General features: G+C 70.6%; 19 protein-coding genes. 8 read left to right on the forward strand and 11 right to left on the reverse strand.

From position 1 onward, the window contains the following. Positions 1-32: 32 nt before the first annotated feature. The 3 genes from KUM49_RS27760 to KUM49_RS27770 form a co-directional block, all read right to left on the reverse strand. Positions 33-1,004 (reverse strand): aldo/keto reductase, encoded by a 972-nt coding sequence (locus KUM49_RS27760; RefSeq protein WP_217239688.1) that lies wholly within the window; start codon positions 1,002-1,004, stop codon positions 33-35. Positions 1,005-1,158: 154 nt separating this feature from the next. Further along, entirely contained in the window at positions 1,159-2,592 is a 1,434-nt protein-coding gene (gene argH, locus KUM49_RS27765) for an argininosuccinate lyase (protein WP_217239689.1), read from the reverse strand. A gap of 123 nt (positions 2,593-2,715) precedes the next feature. Beyond that, positions 2,716-3,909, reverse strand: a complete 1,194-nt coding sequence (locus KUM49_RS27770) for an argininosuccinate synthase (protein ID WP_217239690.1) — start codon at positions 3,907-3,909, stop codon at positions 2,716-2,718. A gap of 195 nt (positions 3,910-4,104) precedes the next feature. Here KUM49_RS27770 and KUM49_RS27775 point away from each other — a divergent pair, with 195 nt between their 5' ends. The 6 genes from KUM49_RS27775 (at position 4,105) to KUM49_RS27800 (ending at position 10,003) form a co-directional block, all read left to right on the forward strand. Continuing rightward, entirely contained in the window at positions 4,105-5,001 is an 897-nt protein-coding gene (locus KUM49_RS27775; protein ID WP_217239691.1) for a hypothetical protein, read from the forward strand. 140 nt (positions 5,002-5,141) lie between these two features. Further along, a complete protein-coding gene (locus KUM49_RS27780) occupies positions 5,142-5,723 on the forward strand; it encodes a pyridoxamine 5'-phosphate oxidase family protein (RefSeq protein ID WP_217239692.1) in 582 nt (193 codons plus the stop codon). Positions 5,724-5,729: 6 nt separating this feature from the next. Next, entirely contained in the window at positions 5,730-6,329 is a 600-nt protein-coding gene (locus KUM49_RS48640; RefSeq protein WP_254401850.1) for a L,D-transpeptidase family protein, read from the forward strand. Between the two features lie 372 nt (positions 6,330-6,701). Then, positions 6,702-8,084, forward strand: coding sequence for a ferric reductase-like transmembrane domain-containing protein (locus tag KUM49_RS27790; RefSeq protein WP_217239693.1), 1,383 nt, complete (start codon positions 6,702-6,704; stop codon positions 8,082-8,084). 28 nt (positions 8,085-8,112) lie between these two features. Next, positions 8,113-9,210: an FMN-binding protein gene (locus KUM49_RS27795; RefSeq protein WP_217239694.1), complete on the forward strand. Its 1,098-nt coding sequence runs from the start codon at positions 8,113-8,115 to the stop codon at positions 9,208-9,210. Positions 9,211-9,265: 55 nt separating this feature from the next. Beyond that, positions 9,266-10,003, forward strand: coding sequence for an FAD:protein FMN transferase (locus KUM49_RS27800; RefSeq protein ID WP_217239778.1), 738 nt, complete (start codon positions 9,266-9,268; stop codon positions 10,001-10,003). Between the two features lie 178 nt (positions 10,004-10,181). On the opposite strand, the gene KUM49_RS27805 is transcribed toward KUM49_RS27800, so the two are convergent. The 6 genes from KUM49_RS27805 to KUM49_RS27830 all read right to left on the reverse strand — a co-directional run bounded on the left by KUM49_RS27805 (position 10,182) and on the right by KUM49_RS27830 (position 17,935). Then, entirely contained in the window at positions 10,182-10,745 is a 564-nt protein-coding gene (locus tag KUM49_RS27805; RefSeq protein WP_217239695.1) for an arginine repressor, read from the reverse strand. Positions 10,746-10,764: 19 nt separating this feature from the next. After that, positions 10,765-11,961, reverse strand: coding sequence for an acetylornithine transaminase (locus KUM49_RS27810; RefSeq protein ID WP_217239696.1), 1,197 nt, complete (start codon positions 11,959-11,961; stop codon positions 10,765-10,767). Continuing rightward, on the reverse strand, positions 11,958-12,908 hold the full coding sequence (argB, locus tag KUM49_RS27815; RefSeq protein ID WP_217239697.1) for an acetylglutamate kinase: 951 nt from the start codon (positions 12,906-12,908) through the stop codon (positions 11,958-11,960). The genes KUM49_RS27810 and argB overlap by 4 nt, the downstream gene beginning before the upstream one ends. Before the next feature lie 162 nt (positions 12,909-13,070). Next, a complete protein-coding gene (gene argJ / locus KUM49_RS27820; protein ID WP_217239698.1) occupies positions 13,071-14,222 on the reverse strand; it encodes a bifunctional glutamate N-acetyltransferase/amino-acid acetyltransferase ArgJ in 1,152 nt (383 codons plus the stop codon). Further along, complete coding sequence (gene argC / locus KUM49_RS27825) at positions 14,219-15,247, reverse strand: N-acetyl-gamma-glutamyl-phosphate reductase (RefSeq protein ID WP_217239699.1); 1,029 nt, start codon at positions 15,245-15,247, stop codon at positions 14,219-14,221. The genes argJ and argC overlap by 4 nt, the downstream gene beginning before the upstream one ends. Positions 15,248-15,451: 204 nt before the next feature. Next, on the reverse strand, positions 15,452-17,935 hold the full coding sequence (locus KUM49_RS27830) for an alpha-L-arabinofuranosidase C-terminal domain-containing protein (RefSeq protein ID WP_217239700.1): 2,484 nt from the start codon (positions 17,933-17,935) through the stop codon (positions 15,452-15,454). Positions 17,936-18,093: 158 nt separating this feature from the next. Between KUM49_RS27830 and KUM49_RS27835 the strand changes: the two genes are divergently transcribed. Further along, positions 18,094-18,543, forward strand: a complete 450-nt coding sequence (locus KUM49_RS27835; protein WP_217239701.1) for a DUF6314 family protein — start codon at positions 18,094-18,096, stop codon at positions 18,541-18,543. Here KUM49_RS27835 and KUM49_RS27840 read toward each other — a convergent pair. Together KUM49_RS27840 and KUM49_RS27845 are read right to left on the reverse strand one after the other, a co-directional pair. Next, positions 18,525-19,118, reverse strand: a complete 594-nt coding sequence (locus KUM49_RS27840; RefSeq protein WP_217239702.1) for a histidine phosphatase family protein — start codon at positions 19,116-19,118, stop codon at positions 18,525-18,527. The genes KUM49_RS27835 and KUM49_RS27840 overlap by 19 nt on opposite strands. Before the next feature lie 41 nt (positions 19,119-19,159). Continuing rightward, positions 19,160-19,621 carry a GNAT family N-acetyltransferase gene (locus KUM49_RS27845; RefSeq protein ID WP_217239703.1) on the reverse strand — a complete coding sequence of 154 codons (462 nt, stop codon included), beginning with the start codon at positions 19,619-19,621 and terminating at the stop codon, positions 19,160-19,162. Between the two features lie 88 nt (positions 19,622-19,709). On the opposite strand from KUM49_RS27845, the gene KUM49_RS27850 reads away from it, so the two are divergent. Then, complete coding sequence (locus KUM49_RS27850; RefSeq protein ID WP_217239704.1) at positions 19,710-20,324, forward strand: DUF6461 domain-containing protein; 615 nt, start codon at positions 19,710-19,712, stop codon at positions 20,322-20,324. Positions 20,325-20,505 lie beyond the last annotated feature (181 nt).

Consider the following 20,505-nt stretch of genomic DNA (forward strand, 5'->3'; position numbering starts at 1 on the left):
TGACTCATCCGAGGTGGTCCTGCGGGGGCCGGTCAGTGCCAGGGCAGCCCGCTGCGCTTCTCCCAGTACGCCCCCGGCTCCTCGGCCAGTCCGGCCAGCCGGGCCAGCTGCTCCTCGTCCAGGTCGACGACCGCCGCGTGCAGGTTGGAGGCGAGCTGGTTGACGGTGGCGGCGCCGGAGAGGACGACGCCGGCCCACGGTTGGCGCAGGACGAGTGCGAGGGCCACGGCATCGCAGCCGAGAGATGTCTCCTCGGCCACGGCCTTCAGCGTTTCCGGGGCGTTCGGGTCCGCGAGGCGGCCGTTGGCCATGCCCTCCTTGACGATCACCGTGAGTCCGGCGTCGTGCGCCTCGGCGAGCGCAGGGGCCGCCGAGGTCTCCAGGGCGTTGTACGTCGACTGGACGGTACGGAACAAGGGCTCGCCGTCGACCGTCACGGCGAGCGCGGCCCGGATCGCGTCGGCCTGGGCGGGGCCGCTGGTGGAGAAGCCGACGGTGAGGCCCTGCGCTGCGGCTTCCGCGAGCCTCGCGTGCAGTTCCTTGTCGGTGAGGGCCGGGCTGTCCGGGGTCACCGAGTGGATCTGGTAGAGGTCGAGCCGGTCGCCGAGCAGTCCGTCGCTCTCGGCGCGCTGCCGTTCGTAGGTGGCGAGCGTGTGGTCCTTGACCTCGTGCCGGGCCGCGTCGGTGCTCCAGGCCGCGGTGTAGGTGTAACCCCACTTGCTGCCGACGACGATGTCGTCGATGCCGGGGCGGGCGTTCAGCCAGTCGGCGAGGAACTCCTCGGAGCGGCCGTAGGAACGGGCCGCGTCGAAGTAGCGGACGCCCTGGGCGTAGGCGGCGTCGAGGAGTTCGTGGGTGCGGGCGCGCAGCGTCTCCACGCTGCGGTCCTGGCCGAGGTCGTGGTCCCGGCCGAGGTTGATGTAGCCGGGGCGGCCGACTGCGGCGAGACCCAAGCCGATGTGGCAGGTGGGCGTCGTGGCGGTCGCGAGACGTGCGAAGGGCATCGCGGGCTCCGTTCGGTCGGCTCCGGTACGGCTTCCGACCAACGTAACCCGCGATGACCTTCGCCTCAGAGCTCGGCTCGTGCGGTGGTTCGGCGCGTGCGCGAGCGTGGTGGGTACTCGCGCAGCTCCCCGCGGCCCCTGGGGGGCGCTGTCCTCACGCCTTCTTCTTGGCGTGAGCCCACTCGTGCTGCGCCGCCACGTCCGCCTTGACCTCGGCGAGCTGGACGGCGACCGCGCTGGGCGCCGTACCGCCGCGGCCGTCGCGGGAGGCGAGGGCCCCGTGCACGTTGAGCACCGACCGCACCTCCGGCGTGAGGTGGGCGGAGATCTTCGCGAACTGCTCGTCGGTGAGCCCGTCGAGCTCCTTGCCCTCGGCCTCGGCGACCTTCACGCACTCGCCGGCGACCTCGTGCGCGACGCGGAACGGCACGCCCTGCTTGACCAGCCACTCGGCGATGTCGGTGGCGAGGGAGAAGCCCGCCGGGGCCAGCTCCTCCATGCGCTCGCGGTGGACGGTGAGGGTGGCGATCATGCCGGTGAAGGCGGGGAGCAGGACCTCCAGCTGGTCGCAGGAGTCGAAGACGGGCTCCTTGTCCTCCTGGAGGTCGCGGTTGTACGCGAGCGGGAGGGCCTTGAGGGTCGCCATGAGGCCGGTCAGGTTGCCGATCATGCGGCCCGACTTGCCGCGCGCCAGCTCCGCGATGTCCGGGTTCTTCTTCTGCGGCATGATCGACGAGCCCGTGGAGAACGCGTCGTGCAGGGTCACGAAGGAGAACTCCTTCGTGTTCCACAGGATGATCTCCTCCGAGATACGGGAGAGGTTCACCCCGATCATCGCCGTGATGAAGGCGAACTCCGCCACGAAGTCGCGGGAGGCCGTGCCGTCGATGGAGTTGCCGACGCTGCCGCGCTCGAAGCCGAGGTCCCTGGCGACCGCCTCCGGGTCGAGGCCCAGGGAGGAGCCGGCGAGGGCGCCGGAGCCGTACGGCGACACGGCCGTCCGCTCGTCCCACTGACGCAGGCGCTCGGCGTCCCGGGACAGGGGCTGGACGTGCGCGAGGAGGTGGTGGGCGAAGAGCACCGGCTGGGCGTGCTGGAGGTGGGTGCGGCCGGGCATCGCCACGTCCGGATGGGCCTCCGCCAGGCCGATCAGCGCGTCCTGGAGGTCGGCGATCAGACCGCCGATGATCCGGGCGTGGTCGCGCAGGTACATGCGGAAGAGCGTCGCGACCTGGTCGTTGCGGGAGCGGCCGGCGCGGAGCTTGCCGCCGAGGTCGGGGCCGACGCGCTCCAGGAGACCGCGCTCCAGGGCGGTGTGGACGTCCTCGTCGGCGAGGGTGCCGACGAGGACCCCCGATGCCACGTCCGCCTCGAGCTGGTCGAGCCCGGCGAGCATCCGGGTCAGCTCGTCCTCCGTGAGCAGGCCCGCCGTGTGCAGCACGCGCGCGTGGGCACGCGAACCGGCGATGTCGTAGGGCGCGAGCCGCCAGTCGAAGTGGACGGACGCGGACAGCTTCGCCAGGGCCTCGGCGGGACCGTCGGCGAAACGGCCGCCCCAGAGCCGTACGTCACCGCTGTTGCTGCTCACTTGCGTTGCTCCTCAAAGGCAGGGTCGTGTCACGGCATGGTCGTGGATGTGCCACCGCCTCCCTGCCGACCGGCGGCCAGGGAGGCGGCATTCACGCTATCGGTTGTGCGAGGTGGCGATCTCCTACGCGAGGTCCCGCTTCGCGGCGATCTTCGACGACAGGCTGTAGATGTCGATGAAGCCCTTGGCCGCGGCCTGGTCGAAGGTGTCGCCCGTGTCGTACGTCGCCAGGTTGAAGTCGTACAGCGCCGACTCGGAGCGCCGGCCGGTGACGACCGCGCGGCCGCCGTGCAGGGTCATCCGGATGTCGCCGGAGACGTGCTGGTTGGCCTCGTTGATGAAGCCGTCCAGGGCGCGCTTGAGCGGGGAGAACCACTGGCCGTCGTAGACCAGTTCGCCCCAGCGCTGCTCGACCTGGCGCTTGTAGCGGGCGAGTTCACGCTCGACGGTGACGTTCTCCAGCTCCTGGTGGGCGGTGATCAGGGCGATCGCGCCCGGAGCCTCGTACACCTCACGGGACTTGATGCCGACCAGGCGGTCCTCGACCATGTCGATCCGGCCGATGCCCTGGGCGCCGGCACGCTCGTTGAGCTGCTGGATGGCCTGGAGGACGGAGACGGGCTTGCCGTCGATGGCGACCGGGACGCCCTCCTTGAAGGTGATGATCACCTCGTCGGCCTCACGCGGGGTGGCCGGGTTCGAGGTGTACTCGTAGATGTCCTCGATCGGGCCGTTCCAGATGTCCTCCAGGAAGCCCGTCTCGACGGCACGCCCGAAGACGTTCTGGTCGATGGAGTACGGGGACTTCTTGGTGGTCGCGATCGGGAGGTTCTTGTCCTCGCAGAACGCGATGGCCTTGTCGCGGGTCATCGCGTAGTCCCGGACCGGGGCGATGCACCTGAGGTCTGGGGCGAGGGCGACGATGCCGGCCTCGAAGCGGACCTGGTCGTTGCCCTTGCCGGTGCAGCCGTGGGCGACGGTGGTGGCGCCGTGCTTCTTGGCGGCGGCGACGAGGTGCTTGACGATCGTCGGCCGGGAGAGCGCGGAGACCAGCGGGTAGCGGTCCATGTAGAGGGCGTTGGCCTTGATCGCCGGGAGGCAGTACTCCTCGGCGAACTCGTCCTTGGCGTCCGCGACCTCGGCCTCGACCGCGCCGCACGCGAGGGCGCGCTTGCGGATGACATCCAGGTCCTCGCCGCCCTGGCCGACGTCGACCGCAACGGCGATGACCTCGGCGCCCGTCTCCTCGGCGATCCAGCCGATGGCGACGGAGGTGTCCAGACCGCCTGAGTAGGCGAGTACGACGCGCTCGGTCACGGTTTTTCTCCTCATGTGCATTCGCTGGTATGCATGAGTATGCAGGACTCCGCATGATTCGTCAATCTCGGCTGGGGGCCGACAAGGAATTTGAAGAGCCGTTGAACGTTCGAAACCGCTTTCCCGTACCTCTCGCCGAACGCAGGCGCCGCGTTCGTCAACGCTGAGACCCCCCGACCCGAGTGAGGCATCCGCATGTCCAGGGCTCTTCCGAAGTACAACAAGCGTCGCGTCGCGTTGATCGGCGGCGCCGCCGCGGTGGTCATGACCGGCGCGGTCATCGCCGGTTCCGCCCTCGCCGGGGAGTCGGGGTCGAAGAGCGGCACCACGAACGCCCGGACGCTGGCCGGCCCCGGCACCATCAGCTGCCCCGACGTCGCCTCCCAGCTGCCCGCGATCCCGGCCTCCGCCCAGGCCGAGGTGGACCGCAACCTGACCCTGCTCCAGACCCAGATCGGCGAGGCCAACAAGCGGCTCGTGGAGACCGTCGGCCAGGGCGGACCCAACTTCGTCCAGAACGCGATCCTCGGCCCCCTGGAGGACAAGCGGATCGCCACCGTGAACCGCATCGCCACCGCGATCGGCCGCACGGCCGAGAAGCCGACGGGCCTCGACGCGCTCGCCCCGTGCGCGCTCGACGCGGAAGGCGCCGCCGAGGCAGGCGGGGAAGCGGGCGCCGGTGCGGGTGCGGGTGAGGAGGCCGGCGGGGAGGCCGAGGCCACGCCGAGCGCGACCGCCCCCGAGGAGGCCGGCGGGGACGCCGGTGAGGCGGGCGCGGACACCGGCGAGGCCGGCGCGGTGGGGGCCATCAGCTGCCCCGACGTCGCCTCGCAGCTGCCCGCGATCCCGGCCACGGCGCAGGCCGAGGTGGACCGCAACCTGGCCCTGCTCCAGACCCAGATCAACGAGGCCAACAAGCGCCTGGCCGACACGGTGGGCCAGGGCGGACCCAACTTCGTCGACAACGCGATCCTCGGCCCGCTGGCTGACAAGCGCGCGTCGACCATCGACCGCATCGCCATCTCCATCGGCCGCACCGCCGAGAAGCCCCAGGGCCTGAACTCCCTGGCCGCCTGCGCGCTCAACCAGTGACGTGACAGGCGCCGTGGCCGCCCCGCCTGATCGCCGGCCGGGGCGGCCACGGACGTCTCGAGGCAGGGACGTACGGCATGAGCAGACGGATGCCGGAATTCCTTAGACAGACAAAAGACCTGCCCCCATAATCGTTAGACATGGGAAAGACTTACGAGCGCATCGACGGCAGGCTCCGCACGTTCATCGAGGCGCAGCCTCTCTTCTTCACCGCGACCGCCCCGCTGTCCGGCGACGGCACGGTCAACCTCTCCCCCAAGGGCCTCAAGGGCTCCTTCGCGGTCCTGGACGAACTCACCGTGGCCTACCTCGACTTCGCCGGGTCCACCGCGGAGACGGTCGCTCACCTGCGGGAGAACGGCCGGATCACCCTCATGTGGTGCGCCTTCCAGGGGCCGCCGAACATCGTGCGCGTGCACGGCCGGGGCGAGCCGGTCTTCCGGGACGATCCGCGCTTCCGGGAACTGCTCGCCCACTTCCCGGACATCGACCCGGCCCCGCACGGGCTGCGCGCCATCATCGTGGTGCGGGCCGAACTCGTCCGGGACTCCTGCGGTTACGCGGTGCCCTTCATGTCGTACGACGAGGACCGCGACCTGCACGGCAAGCGTTTCGCGCGTGAGGACGACGAGTCGCTGAGCGCGTACTTCGCGAAGAAGGAGCACATCGCCACGAGCCTGGACGGGCTTCCCGGACTGCCGTTGCCGATGAGCCCGATCTAGCCGTTTTTGTTTGATCTATTCGTCGTCGGCGAGGGCATCCTCGCCGGCTCCGCGGACGACCGCCCGGCCGAGCCGCGGGCGGCGTCGACCGTCGCGGCCCTGCGCAGGTTCCAGTTCTCGCGGCCGGGCCCGCAGGCCGGGCCCGGCCGGCTCCTCGACCGGGCCGCCCGTACGGAACTCGCCGAGGCGATGACCAAGGCGGGGCCGCAGCCCGACGCAAGAAGCTCGCCGAGAACTGCCCGCTGTGGTTCTGCATCCCGGGCGGTGCGGCAGAACTCCTGGTGGTGCCAGGACAACGACGCGCGGTCCTACAACCGGTGGGTCGAGCCGCGACCCGCGGACTGCGGGGCGGCCGAGGCGGAGCGGCTGAGCTCCTACGGGACGCAGTACGCGTATGCGCTCGTCATCGGGTTCAACTACGCCAAGCCGGTGCGGGGGCGGGGCGCCGGTATCTTCCTGCACGTCAACGGGCCCGGGGCGACGGCTGGTTGTGTGTCGGTGCCGGCTGACGCCATGCGGCGGATCCTCGCCTGGGCGAAGCCCGGGAAGGGGCCGCACATCGCGATCGGGACGGTGAGCGGCCGTACGGCGGTCGCCCGGTACTGAGCCGGACCGTGAACGTCGTCGATCCTGCGCTGCTGCCCGCGCCGTACGGGGCGCCGTGCGACGGATGTTCCGCGGAGCGTTGGGGCGTTGGGGCGTTGGGGCGTTGGGGCGTTGGGGTCAGCTTGTTGCGGCCCTGTCCGAGGCTCGCGGGTGCTACCGGATGTCGCCGCGTACGGCGTGGCGGAGCGAGGTCTTGACGCCGCGGAGCGCAGGCCTCGGCACGGTCGCGGGAGCGACGTGCACGAGTGACGGTTACCGCCAGTCACTCCGGTCCGCACCGGACTCGGCAGGCGGCTGAACACACCGGCGTCGCGGCACGTATCTGTGGGCCAAGGGACCACGCCACCCCCCTTGCCCCGCCCCGGAGGAACCGTGACCACCACGCTCGCAGGCGGCCGCGCCGCCCGCCGCCAGACGATGCGCCGCATCCGCCCGCGCCGCTCACCGGCGACCCTGCTGCTGCTCGCCGTGTGGGCCGGGGCGGCGGGCGTGCTGTGGCTGTGGTGGGCCAACACCCCGTCCATCAGCGACAACAACGGCAAGATCCTCAACGCGGGCCGGATCACCGGTCTGCTGGCCGGTTACCTCATGGCACTCGTGGTGCTCCAGATGGCCCGGGTGCCCGCGCTGGAACGCCGGGTGGGCTCCGACCGGGTGGCGCGCTGGCACGCGATGAGCGGCCGCTACACGCTCTGCCTGACGATCGCCCACGTCTTCCTGATCATGTGGGGCTACGCCCTCCAGGCCGGCAAGGGCCTCGGCGACATCGTCCAGCAGACGATGGACTCCATCAACCAGCTGCCGGACATGGGCAAGGCCGCCATCGGCACCGGTCTGCTGTTCCTCATCGGGCTGCTCTCGATCGGCCCGGTCCGCCGCCGGATTCCGTACGACACCTGGTACCACGTGCACCTGTTGACGTACGCGGCGGTGTTCCTGACGTTCTGGCACCAGCTGACCACCGGCAACGAGTTCGCCGTCGAACCGGCCGCGAAGACCGTCTGGTACGGGCTGTACGGCTCGGTGACCGCGCTGGTGATCTGGTACCGGATCCTCACCCCGATCCGGCTCAACCTGCGGCACCGGATGTACGTGGCGGCGGTCATCGAGGAGACACCCGGCATCGTGTCGGTGCTGATCGGCGGGCGGAAGCTGCACCGGATGGGCGCCGAGGCGGGGCAGTTCTTCCGCTGGCGGTTCCTGGCGCCGGGCATGCGGTTCAGCTCGCACCCGTACTCGCTGTCGGCTGCGCCCCGCCCCGACATGCTGCGGATCACCGTGAAGGCGATCGGCGACCACAGCGAACGGCTGCGTGAGCTGACGGCCGGCACCAAGGTGTGGGCCGAGGGCCCGTACGGCGCGCTGACCGCCGCCCGCCGCAGCCGCGGCAAGGTGCTGCTGGTCGCGGGCGGCGTCGGGATCACCCCGATGCGGGCGCTGTTCGAGACGCTGCCCGGCGCGTCCGGTGACATCACCCTGCTCTACCGGGCCAACAGCACCCAGGACCTGGCCCTGTGGGACGAGCTGGCCGCCATCGCCGACGAGCGCGGGGCCCGGCTGATGTACGCGGTCAACAGCCCGGACGGGGAACGCCCCGACATCTCGGCGGAGCGGCTGCGGCAGAAGCTGCCGGACCTCGACAACCACGACGTCTTCATGTGCGGCCCGCCCGGGTTCGCGCAGTCCGTGTACGAAGCACTGCGCGGTGCGGGTGTACCCGCCCGCCGCATCCATCACGAGTCGTTCGAGATGTGAGCGACGGGACTTCAGGAGCTTAGAAGCGATGAGGAAGAGTCATCCCATCCGACGTGTCGTGCTCGCGACCGCCGCCACCGTGTCCGGTGTCGTGCTGTTGCTGTCGCTGAAGCCGTCGTCCGACCCGTCCTCCGCGGCGGCGGGCGGGGCGGTGCCCCCGGCCGCGGGACAGGAAGCGGCCCAGGGCGGCGCCCAGCCTGCGGGGACCGGCATGGTGACCGGGGACGCGGTGAAGACCCAGTACGGCGCCATCCAGGTCCGGCTGACCGTCGCGGGCGGCAAGATCACCAAGGCCGAGGCGGTCCAGGCACCCAAGGGCGGCCAGAGCGACCAGATCACCGCCAACTCCGTACCCAAGCTGAACCAGGCGACGGTGGTCGCGCAGAGCGCGGACATCGACGCGGTGTCCGGAGCGACGTACACCAGCACCGGCTACAAGAAGTCCCTGCAGTCGGCCATCGACAAGGCGAACGCCTCGGCGGGCGCGGGGTCGGGGGCTGCCGAGGACCCGGGCAACGCCCAGGCCGCGAAGACCGTCACCGGGGACGCCGCCCAGACCCAGTACGGCGCCGTCCAGGTCCGCGTCACCGTCGCGGGCGGCAAGATCACCAAGGCCGAGGCGGTCCAGGCACCCAAGGGCGGCCAGAGCGACCAGATCACCGCCAACGCCGTACCCAAGCTGAACCAGGCCGCCGTCGCGGCCGGCACCGCGGACATCGACGCCGTCTCCGGCGCCACCTACACCAGCGCCGGGTACAAGAAGTCCCTGCAGTCGGCCCTGGACAAGGCGAAGGCCTCGGCGGGCGCGGGGGCGGGATCGGGGGCTGCCGAGGACCCGGGCAACGCCCAGGCCGCCAAGACCGTCACCGGGGACGCCGCCCAGACCCAGTACGGCGCCGTCCAGGTCCGCGTCACCGTCGCGGGCGGCAAGATCACCAAGGCCGAGGCGGTCCAGGCACCCAAGGGCGGCCAGAGCGACCAGATCACCGCCAACGCCGTACCCAAGCTCAACCAGGCCGCCGTCGCGGCCGGCACCGCGGACATCGACGCCGTCTCCGGCGCCACCTACACCAGCACCGGCTACAAGCAGTCCCTGCAGTCGGCCCTGGACCAGGCCGGTGGCTGACACGGTGGCCGAGCCGGCACATACTCCCGCCGCGGTACGTCATGCGGAGGAGGTCATGGGGACGGTCTTCTCCTTCGACGTCCGCGGCGGGGATCCCGGTGCGGTACAGGCGGCACTGCGCGAGGCGGTGGCCGGACTGCACCGGGTCGACGAGGTGTTCAGCACCTACCGCGGTGACAGCCAGGTCTCCCGGCTGGCCCGGGGCGAGCTGACCGTCGACGACTGCGACCCGATGGTCGCCGAGGTGCTCGAACTGGGCGCGGAGGCGGAGCGGGTCAGCGACGGCTGGTTCAGCATGCGCTACGAGGGCCGCCTCGACCCGACCGGCATCGTCAAGGGCTGGTCCGCCGAGCAGGCCGCCCGGCGGATGGCTCAGGCCGGGGCGACCGGGGTGAGCGTCAACGGCGGTGGGGACGTCCAGCTGTTGGGCGTGCCCGGCCCGGAACGTCCGTGGCGTGTCGGGGTGTCGGATCCGCTGCGGCCGGGTGGACTGGCGGCGGTGGTCTCCGCGGCGGGTGTCCCCGAGCTGGCCGTCGCCACGTCCGGCACGGCCGAGCGCGGCACCCACATCGTCGATCCCCGGACGGGCCGCTCCGCGGTGACCGACCTGGTGGCGGTCACCGTGGTGGCCCCCCGGCTCATCTGGGCGGACTGCTGGGCGACCGCGGCGTTCGCGATGGGCTCGCGGGAGGCACTGGGCTGGCTGGAGTCCCTCCCGGACGTGGAGGCGCTCCTGATCACGGCGGGCGACGAGGTGCGGTGCACGGGCGGCCTGGCGGCCCGGCTCGGTTGACCGGCGCGGCTGCTGGTGGGGGGTGGGTCGCGCAGCCCGGCGCTCACGGGGTGCCGCCGCGCCCACCCGTGGCGCCCCAGCGGCACGACTGCCCGCGGCTGAGCGGGCCTAGGGGCGCGGGGAACTGCGCGACCAGCCCCCATGCGCCCGCATCCGGCACACCACCGAAACCGGCTCCTCAGTGCCCGTGGCCGTGCCCGTGGCCGTTGCCGTTCTGGGCCAGCCGCAGCAGATGATCCGCCAACGCCTGCCCCCCGACCGGATCCCGGCTGATCAGCAGCAACGTGTCGTCACCCGCGATGGTCCCCAGGATGTCGTGCAGCTCGGCCTGGTCGATGGCCGAAGCCAGGAACTGCGCGGCACCCGGCGGCGTCCGTAGAACGACGAGGTTCGCCGAGGCCTCCGCCGAGATCAGCAGCTCCGACGACAGCCGCCGCATCCGCTCTTCCTTCGCCGACCCGCCCAGCGGCGCACGAGGGGTACGGAAGCCCCCCTCGCTCGGTACCGCGTAGATCAGGTCGCCGTCGGTGTTGCGGATCTTCACCGCGTTCAGCTCGTCGAGGTCCCGGGAGAGCGTCGCCTGGGTGACGCTCAGCCCGTCGTCCGCGAGGAGTTTCGCCAACTGGCTCTGGCTGCGCACCGGTTGCCGGTTGAGGATGTCCACGATCCGGCGGTGGCGTGCGGTGCGGGTCTGCGGTACGGCAGGCCCTGCGGTCTGCTCGTGCTCCTGCGCCTGGCTCATCGTCGACTCATTCTCCGGATCATCCGTCCCCCTTGGCCACGTCCAGGATGCCGGGCAGTGCCTGAAGAAGCGCGTCCACTTCGTCGTCGCCGAGGTTCAGCGCCGGCATCAGCCGTACGACGTCAGGGGCGGGCGCGTTCACCAGGAAGCCGGCGTCCTGAGCCGCCTGCTGCACCTTCGGCGCGAGCGGCTCGGTGAGCACGATACCCAGGAGGAGGCCCGCTCCCCGGACGTGGGCGATCAGCGGGTGACGTGAACTGCCGTCGGCGCCCTCGATTCCGTCGCGCAGCTTCTCGCTCTGCTGCTTGACGTTCTCGAGGAGGCCCTCGGAGGCGATGGTCTCGAGAACGGCGAGCCCGGCCGCGCAGGCGATCGGGTTGCCGCCGAAGGTCGTACCGTGCTGGCCGGGCTGCAGCAGCTCGGCTGCCCGCCCGAAGGCGACCGTCGCGCCGAGCGGCAGGCCGCCGCCGAGACCCTTCGCGAGCGTGACGACGTCCGGCAGGACACCCTCGTGGGCCTGGTACTCGAACCAGTGCCCGGTGCGTCCGATCCCGGTCTGCACCTCGTCCAGCACCAGCAGGCTGCCGGTCGCGGCGGTGATCGCCCGGGCGGCCTTCAGATAGCCGGCCGGGGGCACCACGACGCCGTTCTCGCCCTGGATCGGCTCGATGACGACGAGAGCCGTCTCCTCGGTGACCGCGGCGGCCAGCGCCTGCGCGTCGCCGTACGGCACATGGGTCACGTCGCCCGGCAACGGCAGGAAGGGCTCCCGCTTGCCGGGCTGGCCGGTCAGCGCGAGGGCGCCCAGGGTCCGGCCGTGGAAGCCGCCGTCAGTGGCGACCATGTGGCTCCGCCCGGTCAGCCGCCCGATCTTGAAGGCGCCCTCGTTGGCCTCGGCGCCGGAGTTGCAGAAGTACACCTTGCCGTCGCGGCCGAAGTGCTGGAGCAGTCGTTCGGCGAGCGCGACGGGCGGCTCGGCGATGAAGAGGTTGGAGACGTGGCCGAGGGCGGCGATCTGCGTGCTGACCGCCTCGACGATCGCCGGGTGGGCGTGGCCGAGCGCGTTGACCGCGATGCCGCCGACGAAGTCGAGGTACTGCTTGCCGTCGGCGTCCCACAGCTTGGTGCCCTCGCCGCGCACGAGCGGCAGCCGCGGAGTGCCGTAGTTGTTCATGAGGGCGCCCTGCCACCGCGCGGTCAGTTCTTCGTTGCTCATGACTCCCCCTGTGCGTCCGGTACGTCCGTCTTCTCGTCGGGCACGACCATGGTGCCGATGCCCTCGTCGGTGAAGATCTCCAGCAGGATCGAGTGCTGCACCCTGCCGTCGATGACCCGGGCGTTGGTGACGCCGTTGCGCACGGCGTGCAGACAGCCCTCCATCTTCGGCACCATGCCCGAGCTCAACTCCGGCATGAGTTTCTCCAGTTGGGAAGCGGTGAGGCGGCTGATCACCTCGTCGCTGTTCGGCCAGTCCTCGTAGAGGCCCTCGACGTCCGTGAGGACCATGAGGGTTTCGGCGCCCAGAGCAGCAGCGAGTGCCGCAGCCGCCGTATCAGCATTGACGTTGTAGACATGTCCGTCGTCCTGGCTCCGGGCGATCGACGAGACGACCGGGATCCGGCCGTCGGCGAGCAGTGCGTCGATCAGACCCGTGTCGATGTCGGTGATCTCGCCCACCCGACCGATGTCGACCAGTTCTCCGTCGATCTCGGGCTGGTGCCTGATGGCGGTGATGGTGTGCGCGTCCTCGCCGGTGAGACCGATGGCGAGCGGCCCGTGCTGGTTGAGCAGCCCGACCAGTTCGCGCTGGACCTGTCCGGCCAGCACCATGCGGACGACGTCCATGGCGTCCTCGGTGGTGACCCTCAGGCCCGCCTTGAACTCGCTGACGATGCCGTGCCTGTCGAGGGCGGCGCTGATCTGCGGGCCGCCGCCGTGCACGACGACGGGCTTGAGGCCGGCATGGTGCAGGAACACGACGTCCTGGGCGAAGGCAGCCTTCAGGTCCTCGTCGATCATGGCGTTGCCGCCGAACTTGATGACGACCGTCTTGCCGTTGTGCCGGACCAGCCAGGGCAGCGCCTCGATGAGGATCTGCGCCTTGGGGAGGGCGGTGTGCTTACGGGTCGGGGACTTTCGCTCTTCTGAGTGATTGACCGTCATAGCCGACTTTCGGAAAGATCTCGGATCAGCCGCCGGGCGGGCGGTGTTGGCCTGCGGAGGCGACGTAAGACTCATCCCGGACTCGTCCGGGGCGAGCTGTCGCCGATGAAACAGGAACCCTCGTCGGCGACGACGAGGACTTGCGACAACCAAGCGGGCACGTCAAGAGGAGTACGCGCTGTTCTCGTGGACATAGTCGGCCGTCAGGTCGTTGGTCCAGATCACCGCAGACTCATTGCCTGCCGCGAGGTCCGCCGTGATGCGGACCTCGCGGTAGCGCATGTCGACCTTCTCCCGGTCCTCGCCCACGCCGCCCTTCTTGCACACCCAGACGCCGTTGATGGCGACGTTGAGCTGGTCGGGGTCGAAGGCCGCCGTCGTCGTGCCGATCGCGGAGAGCACGCGGCCCCAGTTCGGGTCCTCCCCGTGGATCGCGCACTTGAGGAGGTTGTTGCGGGCGATGGAGCGGCCCACCTCCACGGCGTCGTCCTCGCTCGCGGCGTTGATCACCTCGACCTTGATGTCCTTGCTGGCACCCTCGGCGTCCCGGATCAGCTGCTGCCCGAGGTCGTCGCAGACGGCGCGTACGGCCTCGGCGAACTCCTCGTACCCGGGAGTGACGTCGGATGCCCCGGAGGCGAGCAGGAGGACGGTGTCGTTGGTGGACATGCAGCCGTCGGAGTCGACGCGGTCGAAGGTGACCTTGGTGGCGGCGCGCAGAGCCTTGTCCAGGGCCGCGCTGTCGAGGTCGGCGTCGGTGGTGAGGACGACGAGCATGGTGGCGAGGCCCGGGGCGAGCATGCCTGCGCCCTTGGCCATGCCGCCGACGGTCCAGCCGTTCTTCGTCACGACGGACGTCTTGTGGACGGAGTCGGTGGTCTTGATGGCGATGGCCGCCTTCTCACCGCCGTGCTCGCTCAGGGCCTCGGCCGCCTGCTCGACTCCCGGGAGCAGCTTGTCCATCGGGAGCAGGATGCCGATCAGGCCGGTGGAGGCGACGGCGATCTCGACGGCGCCCACACCGAGCACCTCGGCGGCCTTCTCGGCGGTGGCGTGCGTGTCCTGGAAGCCCTTGGGGCCCGTACAGGCGTTGGCGCCACCGGAGTTGAGGACGACCGCGGAGACCCGGCCGGTCTTGAGGACCTGCTCGGACCACAGGACGGGGGCGGCCTTGACGCGGTTGGAGGTGAAGACGCCGGCGGCGGCGCGGCGTGGCCCGGTGTTGACCACGAGGGCCAGGTCCGGGTTGCCGTTCTCCTTGATTCCGGCGGCGATGCCCGCCGCCTGGAATCCCTGTGCTGCCGTGACGCTCACGGTGCGACTCCGATCGTGGAAAGACCGAGCTCCTCGGGAAGGCCGAGGGCGATGTTCATGCTCTGGACGGCACCGCCCGCGGTGCCCTTGGTCAGGTTGTCGATGGCGCTGATCGCGATGATGCGGCCCGCGGCCTCGTCGTACGCGACCTGCACCTGAACGGCGTTGGAACCGTAGACGGACGCCGTGGCGGGCCACTGCCCCTCGGGCAGGAGGTGGACGAAGGGCTCGTCGGCGAAGGCCTTGTCGTAGGCGGCGCGGACGGACTCGGCGGTGACGCCGGGGCGCGCCTTCGCGGTGCAGGTGGCGAGGATGCCGCGGGGCATCGGGGCGAGGGTCGGCGTGAAGGAGACGGAGACGGTCTCGCCGGCGGCCGCGCTGAGGTTCTGGATCATCTCGGGGGTGTGCCGGTGGACGCCGCCGACGCCGTACGGGGACATGGAGCCCATGACCTCGCTGCCCAGCAGGTTCGGCTTGGGCGCCTTGCCCGCGCCGGAGGTCCCGGACGCGGCGACGATCACGGCCTCCGCCTCGGCGAGACCGGCCGCGTAGGCCGGGAAGAGCGCGAGTGAGACGGCGGTCGGGTAGCAGCCGGGCACCGCGATGCGCTTGGACCCCTCCAGCGCGGCGCGGCCACCCGGCAGTTCGGGAAGGCCGTAGGGCCAGGTGCCGGCATGCGCGGAACCGTAGAACTTCTCCCAGTCACCGGCGTTCTCGAGCCGGAAGTCGGCTCCCATGTCGACGACGAGCACGTCCGGGCCGAGCTGCTCGGCGACGGCGGCGGACTGCCCGTGCGGAAGCGCGAGGAAGACGACGTCGTGTTCCGCCAGGACGTCCGCGGTGGTCTCCTGGAGCACGCGGCCGGCCAGCGGCAGCAGGTGCGGCTGCAGCGCCCCGAGCCTCTGTCCCGCGTTGGAGTTGCCGGTCAGGGCACCGATCTCGACCTCGGGGTGCGCCAGGAGCAGACGCAGGAGTTCCCCGCCCGCGTATCCACTCGCTCCGGCCACTGCCGCACGTACCGCCATGGGAATACATCCTCCTCTGTAATGGCATGACTATACGTTTCGATGCACGTTTATGCAATTCGATTCGGAGCGGGACTGCGATCATCGCTTCGCCGGTCCGCCGGCCTCCAGGACGAGAGCAGCCATGGGGCGCGGCGCGTGTGATCGACCTGGCCGGGCGTGGGCCGCCGCCCCGCGGACAGCGGCCCACGCCCGCAGTAGCGGCTACCTCTGCTTGATCCGCAGGAAGGTGATCGAGTTCGCCGGGAAGGTGTACGTGAACCTGGCGGCGACCCCTTCGTAGACGGACGACACCGGTGCCACCGCCGTGTCGGTCTCCGTGTTCACCGCGTCCGGCGCGGCGGCCAGGGTGGTGACCTTCGCCCGGGACGCGACCTTCGCGCCGCCCAGGTCGATGGCCGTACGGGCCGCCGAGGACTGGGCGTTGACGACCTTGACGATCAGGTCACCGGTCTTCTTGTCCTTGGTGACCACCTGCCGGAACGGCTCGGCCGGCTTGTCGTCGGTGAAGCCGCCCCATTCCTGGCCGTCGAGGTAGAGGGTGACCTGCCGGCCCCGCACCTTGATGTCGATGTCGTAGGCGCGGCCCGTCTCGATCGACCCGGCCTTGGAGACGAGCGTCGACTTGCCTCCGTCCACGGCCTGCTCGACGGCGGACTGGGTGTTGTTCCAGCCGCCCAGGTTCCACCAGTAGTAGTTGCCGGTGTCCTTGACTCCGAAGGCGACGAGGAAGCCCTCCTTGCCGGACTTCTTGGTGGCCTTCACGTGCAGGTCGTAGTCGTGCCAGGACGGGTCGCCGGCCGAGACCATGGTGTTCTCGGCGGCCACGTCGCTCTGCACGTACTGCCCGTCCTGGACGCTCCAGCTGCCGCCGCCGGTGTGGGTCCACTTCGAGGCGTCACCGCCGAAGTCGTCGCTGAGCAGGGGCGAACCGTCCGCGCCGGTGACCTTGACGTCGTCGTACGCCGCCGTGGTCGCCCACGTCGACAGGCCGACCGCGCCGGTGATGGGGGCGAGCAGGGAGGGCGTGCCGGTGGCAGTGGAGGGCACCACGCGATCACCGACGTTGGTCATGAACAGCTTCTGGACCTCGTAGTTGGCGGAGTTCCAGGAGGCGTGGTTGTTGAACCACACCATGTCCGGGCTCCACTGGACGTAGTCCTCGTTGGCGTACAGCGGGGCGTAGGAGGCGAGTTTGACGATGTCGGCGTTGCGCTCCAGCCCGGTCATGAAGGCGGCTTCGGCGAGGCCGTTCTTGAAGGCGTTGCCCTGGGAGGCGTACTCACCGAGGAAGACCTTGGGCCCGTTGCGGTCGTAGGAGTCGTAGCGGCCGTTGTTCTGGAGGAACCACTGCGGGCTGTTGTAGTAGTGCTCGTCGACCATGTCGACCTTGGCCTCGCGGTTGAGCTGCCAGGCCGTGTCGAAGGTCGAACCGGAGTCGTCGGGGCCGGAGTTGGAGACGACGGTGATGTCCGGGTACCTGGCCTCGATCGCCGCCCGGAACTGCTTGAACCGGGCCATGTACTCGACCGGCAGGTTCTCCTCGTTGCCCACCCCGAGGTGCGTGAGGCGGAACGGCCTGGGGTGGCCCATCTGCGCGCGCTTCTTGCCCCAGGTCGACGTCACCGGCCCGTTGGCGAACTCGATGAGGTCGAGGGTGTCCTGGATGTGCCGCTTGAGCAGCGCCTCGTCGTCGACGGCCTTGTTCTGGCCGCAGCCGGTCACCAGGGCCGGGACCACGGGCAGGGGCATCGCGCCGATGTCCTCGGCGAAGCGGAAGTACTCGTAGTAACCGAGGCCGTAACTCTGGTTGTAGCCCCAGAAGTTGGAGTTGGTGGCACGCTCCTCGACCGGGCCGATGGTGTCCTTCCACTGGTAGGAGCGCTTGCGCTGGTAGTCGGAGGCCTCGCTGTAGTCCTCCATGGAGCCGGTGTTGACCAGGCAGCCGCCGGGGAAGCGCAGGAAGCCCGGGTGCAGGGCGGCGACCTTCTCGGCGAGGTCCTTGCGCAGGCCGTTGGACTGGTGCTTGTAGGTGTCGCGCGGGAAGAGGGACACCATGTCGAGGGCGGCCGCGGCGGAGGAGGCGACGGCGAGCCGGCCGTCGCTGCTGGTGCGGGTGGCGGTGAGGGTGGCGGTGTACTTGGCCCAGCCGCTCTTCGTCACGGCCACCTTGCGGGCGGTGGCCAGCGTGCCGTCGGCGTCCTGGAGGGTGACGGTGAGGGTGGTGCCGCCGGTGGCGCGGGCCCACACCGAGAAGTCGTACTTCTTGCCCTCGTCCACGTGGACGCCGGTGTTGTAGCCGGCGTTCGTGACGGACGAACCGGCTCCCAGGGAGAGGTAGTTGCGGTTGCGCTCGTTGAGCCGGCCGTCGTCGTTCACGACCCGCGCGGTGCCGTCCACCGCCCAGGAGGTGAGGGGCGTGTACGAGGTGTTGTCGGCGGTGGAGTACTCGAAGGACCGGTTCTGTACGAGCTCGGCGTACAGACCGCCGTCGGCGGCCCGGTTGATGTCCTCGAAGAAGACGCCGTACATCGTGTCGTCGACCTTCGCGCCCTTGGCGGTCGGATCGACGGTGATCGCGTAGTCGGTGACGTCCTCGGCGTGCGCGGGCGCCGGGACCAGACCGGCCGCCACCAGGAGGGCGGTGGCCGTGAGACCGAGTCTCCAGCGGGTGCGGGTGCGTGACATGGATACTCCGCGGCTCGGGGGGTGTGGAGTTGTGGGTTCACAAGAAGTGCCGTTCGATATTTCGGACAATGATCAGCACTTCGAACGGCAAGATAGGGAGGGGGCCGGGACGCGTCAATGGGTCGCACAACACCGGATGTGACGGAGGAGCGGACGGGATGGGCGAGTTCTGGCCAGTGCCGGACGTACTGGCGTATATGGCCGGGAGCTGGCGGGTGACACGATCCGTGCGGGACCTGGCGAGCGGCGCGGAGGGCCACTTCGCCGGTACGACGACTTTCAGCCCGCTGGACGGCTGCGGACTGCTGCACCACGAATCCGGCACCTTCACCTGGCAGGGCGTCCCTCGCCCCGCCGAACGCACCCTGCGCTTCCTGCCCGGGCAGGGCAGCTCCCCCGGGTCGGCGGACGTGCGCTTCGCCGACGGGCGCCCCTTCCACGACCTGGACCTGACCTCGGGACGCCACGTCGCCGGCCATCCCTGCTCGGCCGACCTCTATCGCGGGGAGTTCACCGTCCGCGACGAGGACCACTGGCGGACCGTGTGGCGGGTGGGCGGTCCCGCGAAGGACCTGGTCCTGACCACCGACTACGCCCGCGAGGGCTGAGCCGACACTCCGTCGAGGCGGAGGTTCCAGCGTCCCGCGCGGCCGGTGACGACGGTCGTCGACAGCGGGCGTACGTCGATGTTCCAGTACGTCGAGGGCGGCGCCTTCAGGGCGTACACCAGGGCGGCGCGGACCACCGAGGGCTCGGCCACGGCGACGATCCGGCCGCCGTCCTCGACGGGGCGGGTGTCCAGCCAGTTCCCGACCCGGGCGATGAACTCCCGCAGCGACTCACCGCCGTGCGGCGTGCTGTTCGGGTCGGCGAGCCAGGCGTCCACCGCCTCCGGCTCGCGGGCCATCGCCTCGCCGAGCGTCAGCCCGCGCCAGCGCCCCATGTCACAGTCGCGCAGGGCGAGTTGCACCAGCGGCGTGTAGCCGAGGGCGTCCCCGGTGGCGCGGCTGCGCGGAGTCGGCGAGCAGTAGCGCAGCTCGGCGACCGCCAGCGGGATCAGGCCGTGGGCGACGCGCTGCACCTCGTCCCAGCCGGCCTGGTCCAGCGGACGGTCGTCCTCGAAGCGCTCGGCGAGCAGCGGGGAGCTGCGCGCGGCGGCGACGAACGTGACCCGTAGTTGCATGCGGCGATGGTGAGTCGCGAAAGTCCGCAGGTCAAGAGGTGTTACCTGGGAGTTATGCGAGCCGGCTGCTCGAAGATGAGCGCCATCCACTGGTCCGGCTTCTCCAGCGGCGCGAACCCGAGCTTCTCGTACACCCCGTGGGCGTCGTGCGTGGCGAGCAGGATCCGCCGCAGCCCGTACGGCCGCAGCTCCTCCCGCACGGCCCCGACGAGTGCCGTGCCGATCCCCTTGCCTCGCACGGACGGATCGACGTACACGTCGCACAGCCACGCGAAGGTCCCCCGGTCCGTGACGACCCGGGCATACGCCACCTGTTCTCCGGAAACCGACTCATACACCCCGAAGTTGAGCGACCCTTCGACCGCCCGGTCGTGTTTCTCCCGGGGCCGCCCGATCGCCCAGTACGCGTCGGTGGACAGCCAGCGATGCACGCGCTCGACGTCGACGCGGCCGGGGTCGGTGGAGATCTCGTAGCCCTCGGCGAGGGGCGGGGTGTCGGTCATGCGGGAAGAATCGCAAGTCACGAGGGCGGACGTCGACCGTTTTACGCGTGCTGGAGCCGCTGTCGGTGGCGCCTGGCATGCTGCGGACATGACCGAGACTCCCCCGCACGCGACGGACTACGCCTGGCTGCGAGAGCGCCACGCGGCCCTGCGGGACGCGTACTGCGTCACGCTGGCCGGCGCCCTCTCGCCGGCCGGCCTGCTCGAAGGGCTGGGCGCCGAGCCCGGGCCGCGGATCACCGGGGTGGCGGGCCTGTTCGAGCCGTCCTTCGACGCCTGGTCGCAGCGCCAGGGCGACGAGTTGTTCGTGGGGGTCGCGGCGGTCGGCGACTGGTCGCTGATGGTCGAGGTCAACGGCTACCTGGGCGTCACCTCGTCGGCGCTGCGCCCCTTGTCCCGGGGGCGCACCATCGTCGCCCACCACCGGAACATCGAGGCGGTGGACCACTTCGTCTGGCTGGCGGACGGCGAACTGCTTCTGCACTTCGAGCCGCTCTTCCCCGACCGCCGGGACGGCAGCCGGGCGGACGGATACCTCGTGGAGATGCGGGAGTCCGGCTTCCGTCCGAGCCCGGACGCGGCACTGGACGACTGGCACACCGAGGCCGCCTTCGCCCTGGCCGAACGGATCACCGGGATACGGCTGACGGCCGAACTGCTCGATTCCCTGGAGTTCACCTGCGGCACGGCACCGGTGCGCTAGGGCCTGTCCGGCGGATCATGCCGCAGACGCGGGGCCTGGCACGCCGATCTGCCGCGTTGTCGTCGGTTGCCGACTCCCTCACCCTCGACCTCGCTCGAGCGGGGGGACCCCCATCGCGTCGACGCCCTCCTCCGCCTTGCAGCTCGACGCACCAGGCCCCGCTCACCAGCGTCGACGAGGC

This window comes from Streptomyces sp. AC555_RSS877 (genome assembly GCF_019049245.1).
Lineage (GTDB): Bacteria > Actinomycetota > Actinomycetes > Streptomycetales > Streptomycetaceae > Streptomyces.

Coding starts and splice junctions, on each gene's coding strand:
- KUM49_RS27760 (WP_217239688.1), bottom strand. CDS start 1,004: ATGCCCTTCGCACGTCTCGCGACCGCCACGACGCCCACCTGCCACATC.
- KUM49_RS27775 (WP_217239691.1), top strand. CDS start 4,105: ATGTCCAGGGCTCTTCCGAAGTACAACAAGCGTCGCGTCGCGTTGATC.
- KUM49_RS27780 (WP_217239692.1), top strand. CDS start 5,142: ATGGGAAAGACTTACGAGCGCATCGACGGCAGGCTCCGCACGTTCATC.
- KUM49_RS27795 (WP_217239694.1), top strand. CDS start 8,113: ATGAGGAAGAGTCATCCCATCCGACGTGTCGTGCTCGCGACCGCCGCC.
- KUM49_RS27800 (WP_217239778.1), top strand. CDS start 9,266: ATGGGGACGGTCTTCTCCTTCGACGTCCGCGGCGGGGATCCCGGTGCG.
- KUM49_RS27805 (WP_217239695.1), bottom strand. CDS start 10,745: ATGAGCCAGGCGCAGGAGCACGAGCAGACCGCAGGGCCTGCCGTACCG.
- KUM49_RS27810 (WP_217239696.1), bottom strand. CDS start 11,961: ATGAGCAACGAAGAACTGACCGCGCGGTGGCAGGGCGCCCTCATGAAC.
- argB (WP_217239697.1), bottom strand. CDS start 12,908: ATGACGGTCAATCACTCAGAAGAGCGAAAGTCCCCGACCCGTAAGCAC.
- argC (WP_217239699.1), bottom strand. CDS start 15,247: ATGGCGGTACGTGCGGCAGTGGCCGGAGCGAGTGGATACGCGGGCGGG.
- KUM49_RS27830 (WP_217239700.1), bottom strand. CDS start 17,935: ATGTCACGCACCCGCACCCGCTGGAGACTCGGTCTCACGGCCACCGCC.
- KUM49_RS27835 (WP_217239701.1), top strand. CDS start 18,094: ATGGGCGAGTTCTGGCCAGTGCCGGACGTACTGGCGTATATGGCCGGG.
- KUM49_RS27840 (WP_217239702.1), bottom strand. CDS start 19,118: ATGCAACTACGGGTCACGTTCGTCGCCGCCGCGCGCAGCTCCCCGCTG.
- KUM49_RS27845 (WP_217239703.1), bottom strand. CDS start 19,621: ATGACCGACACCCCGCCCCTCGCCGAGGGCTACGAGATCTCCACCGAC.
- KUM49_RS27850 (WP_217239704.1), top strand. CDS start 19,710: ATGACCGAGACTCCCCCGCACGCGACGGACTACGCCTGGCTGCGAGAG.